This is a genomic window from Arthrobacter sp. Soil736, from assembly GCF_001428005.1.
GTDB lineage: Bacteria > Actinomycetota > Actinomycetes > Actinomycetales > Micrococcaceae > Arthrobacter.
This window is the reverse complement of the sequence record NZ_LMSB01000001.1, coordinates 1-16,326: the sequence shown is the minus strand read 5'-3', so window position 1 is coordinate 16,326 and position 16,326 is coordinate 1. Positions and strand designations below refer to the sequence as shown.

The following is a 16,326-nucleotide window of genomic DNA, read 5'->3' as shown; positions in this document are numbered from 1 at the left end:
GTGGTGTACATCACAATTTGAAAAATCCGATTATGACCGGCAGCCGCCTGGGGTCTTGACGGGTCTCGGTTGGCCAGCCTAGAATTTTCCACATAACAAAAAGTGTTTTCCGGATTATGAAATCCGAACACAAGACACCACAGGAACGAGGAGGAACAGATGGACTCGCAGGATAAGAACAACGTCGCGGAATTCCCGGCGCCCGGCCAGGAACTGTACCTGCCGTTCGGCGCCACGGACCCTGACTTCTACATTCCGGCCGACTGCGATCGCCGGGCCCGCGGCCTCTCCCGCTGGCTGCGGGCGCTCCCGGTGTTCGGCCGGCAACGTCCGTAGAGCTCCTGCCGCAACGGGCGCCGGACTCTGCGCACCTGCGTCGGGAAGGCGATCTCAGACAGGCGTGCGGCGCCGGTGTCAGGACCGCCGGCGTCAGGACCCCAGGCGCCCCGGCCACTCCTTGCCGGCCCATGGGTCGTAGTCGGCGATGAGCTCCTCCTGCGGCGGACGCTCCGCTTCGGGGACGTGCTGCAGGTTCACCCGCACCCTGTACCAGAGCGAACTCGATCCGCGCATTCCGTCGACGAGCACATCGGCGGGGTGCAGGGCCGGGACGAGGTCCGCATGCCGGGTCTTCCACTCGTCGAGCGCCGCGAGCGCCTCGGGCTTGGTCTTGGTGCGGGCCACCTCAATGAGCGGCATCACCGACTGCCGGCGGCCGGAGCCGTCGCCGCCGCGCGGCGGCTTCTCGGCGGGGCCGAGCTCGGCCGCCAGCGCGAGGAGCCCGTCGAGTGTGCCGACCGCGTCATCGATGCCGGCGTGAGGGTCGCCCACGACTGCGAAGCGCTGGAGCACCGTGGGCACCGTGAATTGTTCCGGCCGGATGGAGGTGACCTCCTCCCATGCGAGCGGCGTCGAGACCCGGGCGTCCGGCAGGGGCCGGATCGAGTACGCCGATGCCACGGTGCGGTCCTTTGCGTTCTGGTTGAAGTCGACGAACACACTCTCGCCGCGCTCTTCCTTCCACCACCGCGCGGTGGCGAGGCCCGGAGCGCGGTTTTCGACCTCGCGGGCGAGGGTCTCGGCGGCGAGCCGCACGTCGCGGTACGACCACTGCGGCGAGATGCGCACCAGGATGTGGAGTCCGCGCGACCCGCTCGTCTTCGGCCACCCCACGAGTCCTGCGTCGTCGAGCACCTCCCGCGCGACATACGCGACATCGACGATCTGGGACCAGTCGACTCCCGGCATCGGATCCAGGTCGACCCGCAGCTCGTCGGGGTGCTCGAGGTCCTCGGCGCGCACGGGATGCGGGTTGAGGTCGAGGCATCCAAGATTCACGACCCACGCCAGGCCCGCAGCATCCCGGATGACGGCCTCCGCAGCCGACGTCCCCGACGCGTAGTGCAGGGTCGTCGTGTCGATGAAGTCGGGGTGGTTTTCGGGCACGCGCTTCTGAAAGAACGGCTCAGCGTCGATGCCCTTCGGGAAGCGCTTGAGCACCATTGGCCGGCCGCCGGCGCCGCGCAGCGCACCATCCGCGACGGCGAGGTAGTAGCGCACCAGGTCGAGCTTCGTCAGCCCGGGCTCGGGGAACACCACCTTGTCCGGACTCGAGATGCGAACCTCGGTGCCGGCAATGTCGAGGATCTCGGCCGGGGTCTTCGACGGGTTCATTCCGCCACGCTAGCAACGATCGGATGCCGCAGCCAGACCAGCCGCGGCAACCGAAAGCGGCAGAGGCCCCGTTTCGACGGTTCCCTGCGCACAAGACGCTTGCGAACATCTAGTGCGCAGGGAACCGTCGAAATGGCGAAAGGGGCCTAGCCGTTAACCAGCCTTCGCGCCGCGGCCGAGTGCTCGGCGATCAGCCCGGCCACGTCCAGCCCCGGGATCTGCCCGTCCACGACCCGCCACTGCCCGCCCACCATCACCCGGTCGGCGCGGTCCGCCCCGCACAGGAGCAACGCGGCGAGGGGATCGTGGCTGCCCGAGAACCGCAGCTCGTCCAGCTTGAACAGGGCCATGTCCGCCTGCATTCCGGGGGCCAGCTGGCCGAGGTCCGGACGGCCCAGCGCCGCCGCCGACCCGCGCGTGGCCCAGCCCAGTGCCCGCTCCACGGGGACCTGCGCCCCGTAGCGCAGCCGCTGCAGGTACAGCGCCTGCCGCGCCTCGAGGATCATGTTTGAGGCATCGTTCGACGCCGATCCGTCCACTCCCAGCCCCACGGGAACTCCGGCGTCCTCCAGTTCGAGCACCCGCGCGGTGCCGGAAGCCAGCCGCATATTCGACGTCGGGCAGTGCGCGACGGCGGTGCCCGCGGCTCCCAGCCGGGCGATCTCGGCAGTGCTGAAGTGGATGCCGTGGCCGAGCCAGGTCCGGTCCGTCAGCCATCCCACGCTGTCGAGGTAGTCGACGGTCCGCAGTCCGAACATCGCGCGGCAGAACTCCTCCTCGTCCAGGGTCTCGGCCAGGTGCGTGTGCAGCCGGACGTCCAGCCGCCCGGCCATCAGGGCGCTCTCGGCCATGATCTCCTTGGTCACGGAAAACGGCGAACACGGAGCCAGCCCGATCTGGATCACGGCGCCGTCGCCGCGCTCGTGGTACTCGCCGACCAGCCGTTCGCTGTCGGCAAGGATCACCTCCGCCGCCTGCACTGTCGACTGCGGCGGCAGCCCGCCGTCGTTCTCTCCCAGTGCCATGGAACCGCGGGTCAGCGTGGCCCGCATCCCCAGCCGGCGGACCGCACGCACTTCGATGTCTATGGCGTCCTCCATGCCCGCCGGAAACACGTAGTGGTGGTCCGCCGCGGTGGTGCAGCCGGACAGCAGGAGCTCGGCGAGCGCCACCGTGGCGGCGAGCTCGAGGTCACGCGGCGTGAGCCGGGCCCACACCGGGTAGAGGTTCTGCAGCCACGGAAACAGCGCGGCGTTGGCCACCGGCCCCCAGGCGCGCGTCAGCGTCTGGTAGAAGTGGTGGTGGCTGTTGATCAGGCCCGGCAGCAGAACGTGGCCGCCGGCGTCGAACGTCTCGTCGCAGGGTGCGGACGGCAGTTCGCCGGCGCCAAGCACCTCCGTGATCCGGCCTCCGCGGACCACCACGCCGCCGGAGGCGTCAAGGCCGTTCGCGGAGTAGGCGGCGAGCGGATGCCGGATCCAGAGCCGGCGTTCGGAGGGGCGGAAAAGTGTCTGGGCCATGTGCGGTTCCTGTCTGAGCGTGCCGATGCGTTCCAGCTCAGGGGCCTGTCTGCTGATCCAGGTGGCCGGCCGCCTGAGGGGGCCGGATCGGCACCAGCGTAGGGCTGGCCCGGGAAGGGCGTCAATGCCCGCGCATTGTGACTGCCCGGAGCAGCAGCCCCGAGTGACAGCCCGGAAACATGGATTTCACATCGCGAAATTAAGTTTCCAGAAAACTATGGCGCACACCACAATCCGGTGCTAATCTCGAACTTGCCAAAGGCGGGCACCCGGCTACCGGGAAGCTATCTACCAGGCGCAACTTAACCTTCAAAAGCACATGCTGAAGCCTGGTAACCGTCGCAACTGGTCCATTCCGTCCCGGCACGGGTACAGGCTTCCACAGCAAAGGGAGTCGCATCATGAGTACCACCGTCACGGCCGAGGCTTTCCTGGCCAGATCCATCCGGTTGGCAACTGCCAACGTCCTGAACAGCGGCGGCCCGTTCGGAGCCGTGATCGTCACCGCCGACGGTCAGGCTTTCGACGGCGTCAACCGCGTCACCGCCGACAACGATCCCACCGCCCACGCCGAGGTCACGGCCATCCGCCGCGCGTGCAGCGGACTCGGCACCTTCGACCTCCGCGGGGCCACCCTCTACAGCAGCTGCGAGCCGTGCCCCATGTGCCTGGCCTCGGCGCTCTGGGCCCGCATCGACCGCGTGGTCTTTGCCGCCGACCGGCACGATGCCGCTTCCGTTGGCTTCGACGACGCCGTCTTCTACGAGTACTTCGACAACGTGGACCGGGATGCCCTGATGCCCGTGTCCAAGCTGGACCTGGGCGATCCCGGGGCGCCGGCCATCCTGGAACCGTTCACCACCTGGAACACGCTCGACTCCAGGATCGATTACTAGGGCCGGTGGCTGAGATGACAATCCTGGACACGACCCCCGAGGGGCCCCGCGTGGCACCCCAGCGCCAACGGCAGCAGGCACCGAACACCCGGCCGCCGGCGTCGAACGCCTTCCTTGACCGCTTCTTCCAGATCACCCAGCGCGGCTCCACCCTGGCGCGCGAGCTGCGGGGCGGGCTGGTCACCTTCTTCACCATGGCGTACATCGTCATCCTGAACCCGCTGATCCTGGGCGGCTTCAGTGCGGACAACGCCCCCACCGACGTTGCCGGGGGCTGGCTGTCCGCGGCCCAGGTGGGTGCGGTCACCGGGCTCACCGCCGGCGTCATGACCATCGCCTTCGGGCTGATCGCCAACCTGCCGTTCGGGCTGGCAGCGGGGCTCGGCATCAACTCGTTCCTCGCCGTGGCAGTGATCCACGAAGTCACCTGGGCCGAGGCCATGGGCCTGGTGGTCATCAACGGCATCCTGATCGTCCTCTTCGGCGTCACCGGCGCCCGGACCGCCATTTTCCGTGCTGTCCCGAAGGAGCTGAAGGCGGCCATCACTGTGGGCATCGGCCTGTTCATCGCGTTCATCGGCTTCGTGGACTCGGGCTTCGTCCGCGCCACCACCGGCGGGCCGCCCGTCCAGCTCGGCGAGAACGGCTCCATCACGTCCATCCCCACCATGGTGTTCATTGTGGGCCTCCTGGTCATGGGAATCCTGGTGGCCCGGAAAGTCCAGGGCGGCCTGCTGATCGGCATCGTGGCCACCACCGTCCTCGCGGCCGTGGTGGAGGCGATCCTCCATATCGGCCCCGGCAGTGCTGCCAACCCCGGCGGCTGGCACCTCAACACGCCTGTGCTGTCCGGCCAGCTGGTCTCGGCGCCGGACCTAGGCCTGGTGGGCCAGTTCGACATGTTCGGAGCCTTCGGCCGGATCGGCGGGCTCGCCGCGACCATGCTGGTGTTCACGCTCGTGTTCACCAACTTCTTCGACGCCATGGGCACCATGACCGGGCTCGCCAAGAGCGCAGGCCTGGCGCACAAGGACGGCACGTTCCCGCGGCTGAAGTCGGCCTTCATTGTGGAAGGCATCGGGGCCGTGGCCGGCGGCGCGACGTCGGGGTCCTCCAACACCGTGTACATCGACTCCGCCGCGGGCATCGGGGAAGGCGCCCGCACCGGACTGGCATCGGTGGTCACCGGCGCGCTGTTCCTGGGCTCCATGTTCCTCACCCCGCTCACCAGCGTGGTGCCGCTCGAGGTTGCCGCCGCCGCCCTGGTGGTGGTGGGCGCCATGATGATGGCCCAGATCCGCGAGATCAAGTTCAGCAAGTTCGCGGTGGCCCTCCCGGCCTTCCTGACCATCGTCACCATGCCGCTGAGCTACTCGATCGCCAACGGCATCGGTGTGGGCTTCGTGTCCTGGGCCGTGATCGGGGCAGCCTCCGGCAAGGCCAAGAAGATCCACCCGCTGATGTGGGTGGTGACGGCCGGCTTCCTGGTCTACTTCGCCCGCGGACCCGTCAGCGCGCTGCTCGGCGCGTAACCGGCCCCCTGAGACCGGACCGGGGCAGGCAGATGGGGCCGGTCCCGGTCCACCAACTGCAACCAAACTGATGCGTGCGCCATGGTGAACGCTTCCCCGTACAAAGGATAGGAATGAGAATATGGGCACCATCGCACGGGAAGAGGGAATGCCGCCATGCTGGATCTGATGCCTTCTCTTAGCGGCTGGCGCCCAGCTGTGTCCGGCGAACGGTGTGCCGTGGCCACCATCGTTGCGGCCAGCGGCTCCGTGCCGCGCCCGCCAGGCACTTCGATGCTGGTTTCCGAAACGGGAAGGATCCTGGGCAGCCTGTCCGGCGGCTGCGTTGAGGGAGCCGTGGTGGAGTCGGCGCTCGAAGTGATGGCCGACGGCGGCAGCCGCCTCGAGCACTTCGGCTACAGCCGCGAGGACGCGTTCGCCGTTGGGCTCACCTGCGGCGGTGAGCTGGAGGTCCACATCCAGCCGCTGGGCTCGGCCCCGGGCGGCCTCCGGCTGGAGAACCTGCAGGCGCTCGCCGGTCACGAACCCGCCGCCGCACTGGCCCTGATCCGGCGGGTGGACGCCCGCGGGGGCGGCGCTGTCGTGATCCCGGATCCGGCAACCTACCGGGTGGAGTCTTCCGCGGAACTCGCGGCGCTACTGGGACTGGCCCATGTCGGCGCCCGGGCGGCCGGGCGGCTGATGCTGGCGGCCGCTGCCCAGCTCGAACCGCTGCTGCGGGGCGGTCGGACCGGACTGGTGCGGCTCGCCCCGCCGGAGGGCTGCCTTTCCGCGACCGTCGCCGCGGCTACCCCCGGTGAGGTTTCGGGCACGGGTTCCGGCACACCCGTGCCACAAAGCGAAGGCACCAGCCCGGAACCGGCCACGCTGCTGGTGGAGAGCAGGCTGCCGGCGGCCCGCATGCTGGTTTTCGGGGCCAACGACTTCGGCGCGGCGCTGCTGCCTGCCGCGAAGCTGCTCGGCTACCGCGTCACCCTCTGCGACGCTCGCCCGGCATTCTCCGGACAGGACCGCTTCGCCGCCGCGGACGACGTCGCCACCGACTGGCCGGACAGGTATCTCGCCGCCGAAGCGTCCGCGGGCCGCGTGGACTCAAGGACTGTGGTCTGCGTGCTCACCCACGACCCCAAGTTCGACATCCCGCTGCTGCGGACCGCACTGGGCCTGGACGTGGCGTTCGTCGGAGCGATGGGCTCGCGGCGCAGCCACCGGCAGCGCGTCGATGCCCTGCTCGAGGCGGGCGTGACTCCGGCGCAACTGGCCCGGCTGCACTCACCGATCGGCCTGGATCTCGGGGCCGTCACACCGGCTGAAGTGGCCGTCTCCATCACCGCCGAACTGATCGCGGCCCGGAGCGGCGCCGCTGCCTGTCCGCCCCTGAAGGACGGCACCGGGCCCATCCACCACCGTCCGGCCGAGCCGCGCTTCCCTTCCGAACCGCGCCTCGGCGCCGAACCAGCACGCCAGGAGACCGCATGGACATGAACACCATTGAGGCCGTGGTCCGCACCGCGGACCCTGCCGAGTGGCGCGCCGGCGACGCCTGGCTCGCCGGCGGCACCGTGCTCTTTTCCTACGGCAGCACCGCCTTCGGCCCGGAGCCGCTCCGGCGCCTGCTGGACCTCGGCTCGGCCGGCTGGCCCGCCATCACGGTGACAGACGCGGGCATCGAGCTCGCCGCCACGTGCACGGTCGCCGAACTCTACGCACTGCCGGACACCCTGGCCGCCTCACCGCCGGCCGCCCGCGACTGGCCCGGGCTGGACCTCATCCGCCCTTGCTGCGACTCCTTCGTGGCCTCCTTCAAGGTCTGGAACATGTCCACGGTGGGCGGAAACCTGTGCACCTCGCTGCCGGCCGGGCCCATGATCTCGCTCTGCGCCGGGCTGGACGGCACCGCCACGGTGCTCAGCCCGGACGGCTCCAGCCGGGAGCTGCCGGTGGCGGATTTCATCACCGGGGACGGGCAGAACGCCCTCGCACCCGGCGAGCTTCTCCGCGGTGTCAGCCTCCCGGCGTCGGCCCTGTCCTCGCGGGTGGCGTTCCGCCGGCTGTCGCTGAGCAACCTCGGCCGGTCGGGGGTGCTGCTGATCGGAACGCTCGACGGCGGCGGGCAGCTGACGCTCACCGTCACCGCCGCGACGAAGCGGCCCGTGCAGCTGCGCTTCGGCTCGGTGCCGGACGCGGAGGACCTTGCAGCCGCGCTGGACGGGGCCATCCCGGACAGCCTGTACCACGACGATATTCACGGCCTGCCGGCCTGGCGGCGCGACATGACGTACCGTCTGGCCGAGGAGATCCGGGACGACCTGGACGCGAGGGCGGGCGCGGTGCCCGCCCGGGTGTCCGGGGACTTCTGGCCGCCGCAGAGTCCGCGGCGGGAACCCACGCCGCAGGAAGGGGCCTGATCATGGCCATCGAGATCAACGGCGCAGCGGTGGAAACCCAGCCGCGCCCCGGCCAGTGCCTGCGCACGTTCCTGCGCGAACAGGGCAACCTCGGCGTCAAGAAGGGCTGCGACGGCGGGGACTGCGGCGCCTGCACCGTGCACGTTGACGGCACGCCGGTGCACAGCTGCATCTATCCGGCCGTGCGCGCCGACGGCCACGCCGTCACCACGATCGAGGGCCTCGCCGGAACCGCGGCCGGAGCCACAGCCGGAACCGCGGCCGGAGCCGCTGGCGCAGCCACAGGTGCAGCGCTCCACCCGATGCAGCAGCAGTTCCTGGACCGGCAGGGCTTCCAGTGCGGCTTCTGCACTGCCGGCATGGTGATGACGGCCGCAACCTTCGATGAAGCCCAGAAGGAGAACCTGCCCCGCAGCCTGAAGGGTAACCTGTGCCGGTGCACGGGATACCGGGCCATCGGCGACGCCGTGTGCGGCCACGAGGGCCACCCCGATCCCGCCGGACCGGGTTCGGGCATTGCCGGTCAAGGCCAGCCCGCGCCGCAGGCCGGCCAGCTGGGCGACGATGTGCCCGCCCCCGCCAGCCGGGCCGTGGTGACCGGCCAGGCCCGCTACACGCTGGACGTCCCGGCGCAGGAGTTGCCCGGGCTGCTTCATCTGAAGCTGGTGCGCTCGCCGCACGCCCACGCCCGGGTGCTGTCCATCGACAAGACCGCGGCACTGACGGTCCCCGGCGTCGTTGCGGTGCTCACCCATGAGGATGCGCCGGCCCAGCTGTTTTCCAGCGCCCAGCACGAGCTCTACACCGACGACCCCGACGACACCCGTGTCCTGGACACCGTGGTGAGGTTCCGCGGGCAGCGCGTCGCCGCCGTCGTGGCCGAGTCGGTGGCCGCGGCTGAAGCGGGAGTCCGGGCCGTCCGGGTGGACTACGAACAACTCCCCGCCGTGTTCACCCCGCAGGACGCCACCAGCCCCGGGGCGCCCGCGCTCCACGGGGACAAGGACGCCGGCACGGCACGCATCGCCCGGCCGGAACGGAACATCGTGGCCGAGCTGCACTCCGAGCTCGGCAGCGTCCGGGACGGCTTCGCGGCGGCGGACTTCATCCACGAACAGACGTACCGGACCCAGCGCGTGCAGCACGTGGCGCTGGAGACGCACGCGTCCATCGCCTCGGTCGACGACGCCGGCCGGCTCCAGGTGCGAACGTCCAGCCAGGTTCCGTTCCTCGTGCGGCGCACGCTGTGCCGCGTGTTCGGGCTGCCGGAAGAGCAGGTCCACGTGGTTGCCGGACGGGTGGGCGGCGGTTTCGGCGGGAAGCAGGAGGTGCTGACGGAGGACATCGCGGCGCTCGCCGCCCTGAAGCTGGGGCGCCCCGTGCAGCTGGAGTTCACGCGCACCGAACAGTTCACCGCCAGCACCGTCCGCCACCCGTTCACCATCAGGCTCAAGGCGGGCGCCGGCAGCGACGGCAGCCTCGCGGCGCTGCAGCTGGATGTCCTCACTAACACCGGCGCCTACGGCAACCACGCGCCCGGCGTCATGTTCCACGGCTGCGGCGAATCACTCGCGGTCTACAAGTGCGCCAACAAGAAGGTGGACGCCCGCGCCGTGTACACCAACACGGTGCCCTCCGGCGCCTTCCGGGGCTACGGCCTCAGCCAGATGATCTTCGCCATCGAGTCGGCCATGGATGAACTGGCCCTCGGCATCGGCATGGACCCCCTGGAGTTCCGCCGCCGCAACATGGTCCGCGAGGGCGATGACATGCTCTCCACGCAATCCGAGCCCGAGGAGGACGTCCATTACGGCAGCTATGGGCTGGACCAGTGCACGCGGCTGGTGCAGGACGCCCTGGAACGCGGCCGTGAACGCTACCGGTCCGCCGGGCTGGACGACCTCGGGCCGGACTGGGTCACGGGGGAGGGCACGGCGCTGTCCATGATCGACACCGTGCCGCCGCGGGGCCACTTTGCCCATTCGAAACTCAGGCTCCTTGCGGACGGCACGTACGCCGCCGACGTCGGGACCGCCGAATTCGGCAACGGCACCACCACGGTGCATGCACAGCTCGCGGCGACGGCACTGTCCACGGTGGCCGCCCGGGTTGCGGTCCGGCAGTCTGACACGGACCTGATCGAGCACGACACCGGCGCCTTCGGCTCCGCCGGCACCGTGGTGGCGGGCAAGGCCACGCTGGCCGCCGCCGAGGAACTTGCCGTCCGGATCCGGGCGTTCGCCGCCGGAAGCCGGCAGATCCAGGCATCCGGCTGCGTGCTCGACGGCGACGCCGTGGTCTGCGAGGGAACCCGGGTGCCGCTGACGGAACTTTACGACGCCGCCAGCCGGGCCGGCGTCGAACTCGCCGCCGAGGGGCGCTGGGGCGGGACACCGCGCTCGGTGGCCTTCAACGTCCAAGGGTTCCGGGTCGCGGTCAACACCGGGACAGGCGAGCTGAAGATCCTGCAGAGCGTTCAGGCGGCGGACGCCGGCGTGGTGGTGAACCCGCGGCAGTGCCGGGGCCAGATCGAGGGCGGGATCGCGCAGGCACTGGGCGCAGCGCTCTACGAAGAGGTCAGGGTGGACGACGCCGGACGGGTCACCACGGACATCCTCCGGCAGTACCACATCCCCTCCTTCGCGGATGTGCCCCGCAGCGAGGTGTACTTCGCCGACACCAACGACAAGCTGGGGCCGCTGGGCGCAAAGTCCATGAGCGAGAGCCCGTTCAACCCGGTGGCTCCGGCCCTGGCGAACGCCATCCGCCACGCCACAGGCGTGCGGTTCGCCGAGCTGCCGATCGCCCGGGACAAGATCTACCTGGGGCTGAAGGAAGCCGGCCTGGTCCCCGCCACGGCAGTCAAAGCCCTCCGCGCCCGCTAGGCACGCAGCGGCCCTCCGCCTCCGCTCACCCGGCCGCTCCGGGCACGGAAGGAGCCCCGCCCGGAGCGGCCCGCCGCGTCATCAGGGCGGGGCATTACAGCGGGGGCGGCGGCCGGACCCATATAGTCGGAGGATGGAACAGCGCATCTTAGGCAAGACCGGACGGAACGTTTCCGTCGTAGGACTCGGCACCTGGCAGCTCGGCGCCGACTGGGGCAACGTGGATCCGGCACAGGCACAGGCCGTCCTCGCCGCGTCGGCTGAGGCGGGTGTGACGTTCTTCGACACCGCTGACGTCTACGGGGACGGCCGCAGCGAACAGGCCATCGGCGCGTTCCTGGCGGACAATCCGGGGCTGGACATCACCGTGGCCACCAAGATGGGCCGCCGGGCGGAACAGCGCCCGGAGAACTACAACCTGGCCAACTTCCGCGAATGGGTGGACCGCTCGCGCCGCAACCTCCGGACCGACTCCCTGGACCTGGTCCAGCTGCACTGCCCGCCCACGCCCGTCTACAGCAACGCCGAGGTGTATGACGCCCTGGACACCCTCGTCGCCGAGGGCGCCATCCGGAACTACGGCGTCAGCGTGGAACGGACGGACGAAGCCCTGGAAGCGATAAGCCACGCCGGCACGGCAGCCGTGCAGATTATCCTGAACGCCTTCCGGCTCAAGCCGCTGGACGAGGTGCTGCCCGCCGCGAAGGCCGCGGGAGTGGGAATCATCGCCCGCGTGCCCCTGGCTTCCGGGCTGCTGTCCGGCAAGTACACCAAAGACACGTCGTTTGCCGCGGACGACCACCGGAATTTCAACCGCAGCGGTGACGCGTTCGACGTCGGCGAGACTTTCTCCGGCGTCGATTACGAACTCGGGCTCAAGGCAGTTGCCGAGTTCGAGCAGCTGGTGCCCGAGGGGGCCGGCACCGCGCAGGCAGCCATCGCCTGGATCGCCGCGCAGGACGGCGTCACCTCGGTCATCCCCGGTGCCCGGAACGTGGAGCAGGCCCGGGCCAACGCGGCCGCGGCCGGAATTTCCCTGAACGAGGAGTTCAACGAGGGCGTGCGCTGGATCTACGACCACTACTTCCGCGAGGCGATCCACCCGCGCTGGTAGTGCCGCCCAGCCTTTGGTGTGGCGGGATCAGCCGAGCAGGTGGAGCTGGTCCGGGGTGTCGATGTCCGCGCCGGACTGCTCCCCGGCACCGCAGTCCACCAGGTCGATCAGCTCCGGGCGGGCCTGGAGAAATTGCCGCGCGCCGGCGTCGCCGGCTGCTGACTCCGTGGCCTCAGGGCGGAGTGAGGAATCGAGCAGCAGCGGGTGCCCGCGCCGGAGCCTCCCCGCATTGTCCGTGTAGGCGGCGGCGGTCACGCGGCCGGGCCGGTGCGCCCTCAGCAGCCGGGTCACGGTTTCCGGTGTCAGCCCTGGCTGGTCGACGAGCGCCACGAGCACGTGGTCCCCGGCCCGGGCGCGGGAGAGGCCCAGCTTGAAGGAACCGCCCATGCCGCTGCCCCAGCCGGCGTTCTCCACCACGGTATGCCGCCGGAGATCGGTTCCGGCGCGGACGGAGTCCGCTGCCGCGCCGAGGACGATCACCACTTCACGGCAGCCGCCGTCGAGCAGTACGTCGGCCAGCACCTCAACGAGCGTGCGGCCGCGGAAGGGCAGGAGCGCTTTCGGGCCGAGGCCCAGCCTGGTGCCGGCGCCCGCGGCGAGCAGGACGGCCGTGGTGGCGGGGATGCCGGAGTCTGCCATGATCACCACCTTAGGGGACTGTGCGGAGCCAGGGACGGAGCGCCCGCCCTTGTGACCGCTGGAAAACTACCGATTAGTAGGGGTGGCTACTTCGGTTAATGGCCGCTAACCTCGTAAACGTCGTGTTGGCAATTGGGGGTCACAGACGGCTGCAATGACGCAGCCCAGAAGGAGCGTAAATGGCAGGCACATTCGAAATACTGAGCGGGGACAAGGGTTCATTTCGGTTCCGGCTGACGGCGGAGGATGGGACAGTAGTTGCGGTTTCACCCAGCTTCCCGAACATCAAAGCAGTGGTCGCAGGCATCACTGCAGTGCGGGAAAACGCTGCGACCGGCTTCATCGTCGACCGGCGCCCGTCGCTGACCTCAACGTAAATCGAACGCGCTACGGAACGCACGACGGCGGTCCCCACCGGAAGGTGGGGGCCGCCGTCGTTTTGTGGTGCAGAGCGGGAATTCCGCTGGTTGGGCTTGTCGAAACCCGGTTTCGACAAGCCCAACCAGCAACGGTCAGGAGTCGCCGCCGGCGCCTCCTGTGGTGCCGGCGTTGACGTCCAGGAGCTTGTAGCGGTCCATCGCGTACGCCGGCACTCCGCCGTCGACCTCGCCCCTCGCCGCGAGCAGCTGCAGCGTGAGAAGCCGAAGCCGTCGGCGCCGAGCGAAGCGAACTCGTTCGGCAGGAACTGGCGGATCTGGTCCGGGACGGCCTTCATGTAGTCGGAGACCGCCACCACCGGGCCCTGCGCGCCGGCGAGCTGCTGGGCCACGAAGGGCACCCGTGCGGGCTGTCCGGGGTTCAGGAACGCTTCCTCCTCGGCGGCGAGGCCGTCGCGGCGCAGTTCGTTCCAGGACGTGACGGACCAGACGTCCGCGGAGACGCCCCAGTCCTCGGCCAGGATCCGCTGGGCGTCCAGCGCCCACGGCACGGACACACCCGAGGCCAGGATCTGGCTCCTGGGACCTTCCACGCCTGACGCCGATACGCGGTAGATGCCTTTCAGCACACCGGTGATGTCGAGGTGCTCGGGCTCTTCCGGCTGGGTGATGGGCTCGTTGTAGACCGTGATGTAGTACATCAGGTTCCGGTCCCCGTCTGTTCCGGCTGCGGAGTCCGGGCCGTACATGCGCTCGATGCCGTCCCGCATGATGTGGCCTATTTCGTACCCGTAGGCGGGGTCGTAGGTGACCACTGCGGGGTTGGTGGAGGCGAGGATGGGAGAGTGGCCGTCGGCGTGCTGGAGTCCTTCGCCGGTGAGGGTGGTGCGGCCGGCGGTGGCGCCGATGATGAAGCCGCGGGTCATCTGGTCCGCGGCGGCCCAGAAGGCGTCGCCGGTGCGCTGGAAGCCGCCGCGACGGCGCCGGCTTCGTTGATGCCGGGGTGGATCAGCTGGCCCTGGGCGGATTCCTTGTAGGCCAGGACCAGGTCCCGGTCCACGGACAGGTAATTCTGGCCGCCCGGGTTGTAGATCTTGGCCGTGGGGAAGAACGCATCCATGCCGAAGGTCCGTGATTCGTCCGGAACGATGGGAACAATCCGGTGCCCGAACTTCTTGTCGCGCAGCAGGTCCTTGAGCAGGCGCACGAAAGCCATGGTGGTGGCGGCCTGCTGCTTGCCCGAACCCCGCTTGGCGACGTCGAAGGTCTTGGCATCCGGCAATTCAACGGCGGCGTGGTGTGGACGGCGCTCGGGCGTGAAGCCCCCTAGTGCCTTCCGCCGCTCGAGGAGATAGGCGATCTCCGGCGCGTCCCACCCGGGGTGGTAGTAGGGCGGGCTGTACGGGTCCTCCTCCAGCCGGGCGTCGGAAATCGGAATCCTTAGATAGTCCCTGAATTCCTTCAGGTCATCCAGGGTGAGTTTCTTCATCTGGTGGGTGGCGTTGCGGCCTTCGAAGTGCGGGCCGAGGCCGTAGCCCTTGACCGTTTTGGCCAGGATCACGGTGGGCTTGCCCTTGAATTCGGTCGCGGCCTTGTACGCGGCGTAGACCTTGCGGTAGTCGTGGCCGCCGCGCTTGAGGCCCCAGATCTTGTCATCGGNCCGTAGCCCTTGACCGTTTTGGCCAGGATCACGGTGGGCTTGCCCTTGAATTCGGTCGCGGCCTTGTACGCGGCGTAGACCTTGCGGTAGTCGTGGCCGCCGCGCTTGAGGCCCCAGATCTGGTCATCGGTCAGGTCCGCGACCATGTCCTTGGTCTGCGGGGTCTTGCCGAAGAAGTGTTCGCGGACGAACCCGCCGGACTCGGCCTTGTAGGTCTGGTAGTCCCCGTCCTTGAATTCGGTCGCGGCCTTGTACGCGGCGTAGACCTTGCGGTAGTCGTGGCCGCCGCGCTTGAGGCCCCAGATCTTGTCATCGGACAGGTCCGCGACCATGTCCTTGGTCTGCGGGGTCTTGCCGAAGAAGTGTTCGCGGACGAACCCGCCGGACTCGGCCTTGTAGGTCTGGTAGTCCCCGTCGGGGGTTTCGTTCATGATCTTCACCAGCGACCCGTCGTGGTCGCGGGCGAGCAGGTCATCCCATTCCCGGCCCCAGACGACCTTGATGACGTTCCAGCCCGCGCCGCGGAAGAACGCCTCGAGTTCCTGCATGATCTTGCCGTTGCCGCGCACCGGCCCGTCCAGGCGCTGGAGGTTGCAGTTGATCACGAAGTTCAGGTTGTCCCGGCCCCAGACGACCTTGATGACGTTCCAGCCCGCGCCGCGGAAGAACGCCTCGAGTTCCTGCATGATCTTGCCGTTGCCGCGCACCGGCCCGTCCAGGCGCTGGAGGTTGCAGTTGATCACGAAGTTCAGGTTGTCCAGGTTCTCGTTCGCGGCGAGCTGGAGCAGGCCGCGGGACTCGGGCTCGTCCATTTCGCCGTCGCCCAGGAACGCCCAGACCTGCTGCTCGGCGGTGTCTTTCAGGCCGCGGTTGTGCAGGTACCGGTTGGACTGGGCCTGGTAGATCGCGTTCATCGGCCCGATGCCCATCGACACGGTGGGGAATTCCCAGAACTCCGGCATCAGCCGCGGGTGCGGGTAGGAGGACAGCGCGTGGCCSGCCTTGGACTTCTCCTGCCGGAACCCGTCCAGGTCCTGCTCGGTCAGCCGGCCTTCCATGAACGCCCGGGCGTACATGCCGGGGGAGGCGTGGCCCTGGAAGAAGACCTGGTCCCCGCCGCCGGGGTGGTCCTTGCCGCGGAAGAAGTGGTTGAAGCCGACCTCGTACAGGGTCGCGGCCCCGGCGTAGGTGGAGATGTGCCCGCCCACGCCGATGTTCGGCCGCTGGGACCGGTGSACCATCACGGCCGCGTTCCAGCGCATGTACGCCCGGTAGCGGCGCTCGAACTCCTCGTTGCCCGGGAACTCCGCTTCCTGGTCCGCCGGGATGGTGTTCACATAGTCCGTGGTGGTGACCATCGGAACCCCGACGCTCTGGGCRCCGGMACGCTGCAGGAGACTGCGCATGATGTATTGGGCACGCTCGGTGCCCTGTTCCCTGATCAGCGAATCCAGGGACTCAACCCACTCGGCGGTCTCTTCCGGATCACGATCAGGCAGCTGGTTAGTCAACCCGCTGAGGATATGGGAGGTATCTTCTCCTGCAGCCACGTCCAACCTCTCTTTGCGCGCATGCATCGGCGCCCTCAGGTCCGGCATAACAGTATAGCCGTCATACTCGC

General features: G+C 69.1%; 11 protein-coding genes and 2 pseudogenes. 8 read left to right on the top strand and 5 right to left on the bottom strand.

Going from position 1 to position 16,326, the window contains the following annotated elements; all coding sequences use genetic code 11:
* The first annotated feature begins 159 nt into the window (after positions 1-159).
* Positions 160-336 (top strand): hypothetical protein, encoded by a 177-nt coding sequence (locus ASG92_RS29095; protein WP_200951842.1) that lies wholly within the window; start codon positions 160-162, stop codon positions 334-336.
* A gap of 93 nt (positions 337-429) precedes the next feature.
* Here the strand turns inward: ASG92_RS29095 and ligD are convergent, their stop codons facing one another.
* Together ligD and ASG92_RS00055 are read right to left on the bottom strand one after the other, a co-directional pair.
* A complete protein-coding gene (gene ligD, locus ASG92_RS00060) occupies positions 430-1,674 on the bottom strand; it encodes a non-homologous end-joining DNA ligase (protein WP_056622685.1) in 1,245 nt (414 codons plus the stop codon).
* A 146-nt stretch (positions 1,675-1,820) separates the two neighbouring features.
* A complete protein-coding gene (locus ASG92_RS00055) occupies positions 1,821-3,194 on the bottom strand; it encodes an 8-oxoguanine deaminase (RefSeq protein ID WP_056622683.1) in 1,374 nt (457 codons plus the stop codon).
* A gap of 401 nt (positions 3,195-3,595) precedes the next feature.
* Here ASG92_RS00055 and ASG92_RS00050 point away from each other — a divergent pair, with 401 nt between their 5' ends.
* From ASG92_RS00050 to ASG92_RS00025, 6 genes are all read left to right on the top strand, one after another.
* On the top strand, positions 3,596-4,090 hold the full coding sequence (locus ASG92_RS00050; protein ID WP_056622681.1) for a nucleoside deaminase: 495 nt from the start codon (positions 3,596-3,598) through the stop codon (positions 4,088-4,090).
* 14 nt (positions 4,091-4,104) lie between these two features.
* The gene (locus tag ASG92_RS00045; RefSeq protein ID WP_056622679.1) at positions 4,105-5,622 is read left to right on the top strand and encodes an NCS2 family permease; all 1,518 of its coding nucleotides are present in this window, start codon (positions 4,105-4,107) and stop codon (positions 5,620-5,622) included.
* A 156-nt stretch (positions 5,623-5,778) separates the two neighbouring features.
* Positions 5,779-7,107: an XdhC/CoxI family protein gene (locus ASG92_RS00040; RefSeq protein ID WP_056622676.1), complete on the top strand. Its 1,329-nt coding sequence runs from the start codon at positions 5,779-5,781 to the stop codon at positions 7,105-7,107.
* Positions 7,098-8,030, top strand: coding sequence for an FAD binding domain-containing protein (locus ASG92_RS00035; RefSeq protein ID WP_056622672.1), 933 nt, complete (start codon positions 7,098-7,100; stop codon positions 8,028-8,030). The genes ASG92_RS00040 and ASG92_RS00035 overlap by 10 nt, the downstream gene beginning before the upstream one ends.
* A 2-nt stretch (positions 8,031-8,032) precedes the next feature.
* Positions 8,033-10,915, top strand: a complete 2,883-nt coding sequence (locus ASG92_RS00030; RefSeq protein ID WP_056622670.1) for a molybdopterin cofactor-binding domain-containing protein — start codon at positions 8,033-8,035, stop codon at positions 10,913-10,915.
* 133 nt (positions 10,916-11,048) lie between these two features.
* Positions 11,049-12,029: an aldo/keto reductase gene (locus tag ASG92_RS00025; RefSeq protein ID WP_056622668.1), complete on the top strand. Its 981-nt coding sequence runs from the start codon at positions 11,049-11,051 to the stop codon at positions 12,027-12,029.
* A 27-nt stretch (positions 12,030-12,056) separates the two neighbouring features.
* Here ASG92_RS00025 and nboR read toward each other — a convergent pair whose 3' ends face one another.
* A complete protein-coding gene (nboR, locus tag ASG92_RS00020) occupies positions 12,057-12,668 on the bottom strand; it encodes a nicotine blue oxidoreductase (RefSeq protein WP_056622667.1) in 612 nt (203 codons plus the stop codon).
* Between the two features lie 179 nt (positions 12,669-12,847).
* Between nboR and ASG92_RS00015 the strand changes: the two genes are divergently transcribed.
* Positions 12,848-13,045, top strand: coding sequence for a YegP family protein (locus ASG92_RS00015; RefSeq protein WP_056622666.1), 198 nt, complete (start codon positions 12,848-12,850; stop codon positions 13,043-13,045).
* A 135-nt stretch (positions 13,046-13,180) separates the two neighbouring features.
* On the opposite strand, the pseudogene ASG92_RS00010 reads toward ASG92_RS00015, so the two are convergent.
* Both ASG92_RS00010 and ASG92_RS00005 read right to left on the bottom strand, forming a co-directional pair.
* Positions 13,181-14,704: pseudogene (locus ASG92_RS00010) on the bottom strand (pyruvate dehydrogenase (acetyl-transferring), homodimeric type); the annotation flags it as partial.
* 621 nt (positions 14,705-15,325) lie between these two features.
* Positions 15,326-16,282 (bottom strand): annotated as a pseudogene (locus ASG92_RS00005) (pyruvate dehydrogenase (acetyl-transferring), homodimeric type); the annotation flags it as partial.
* Positions 16,283-16,326: the final 44 nt, after the last annotated feature.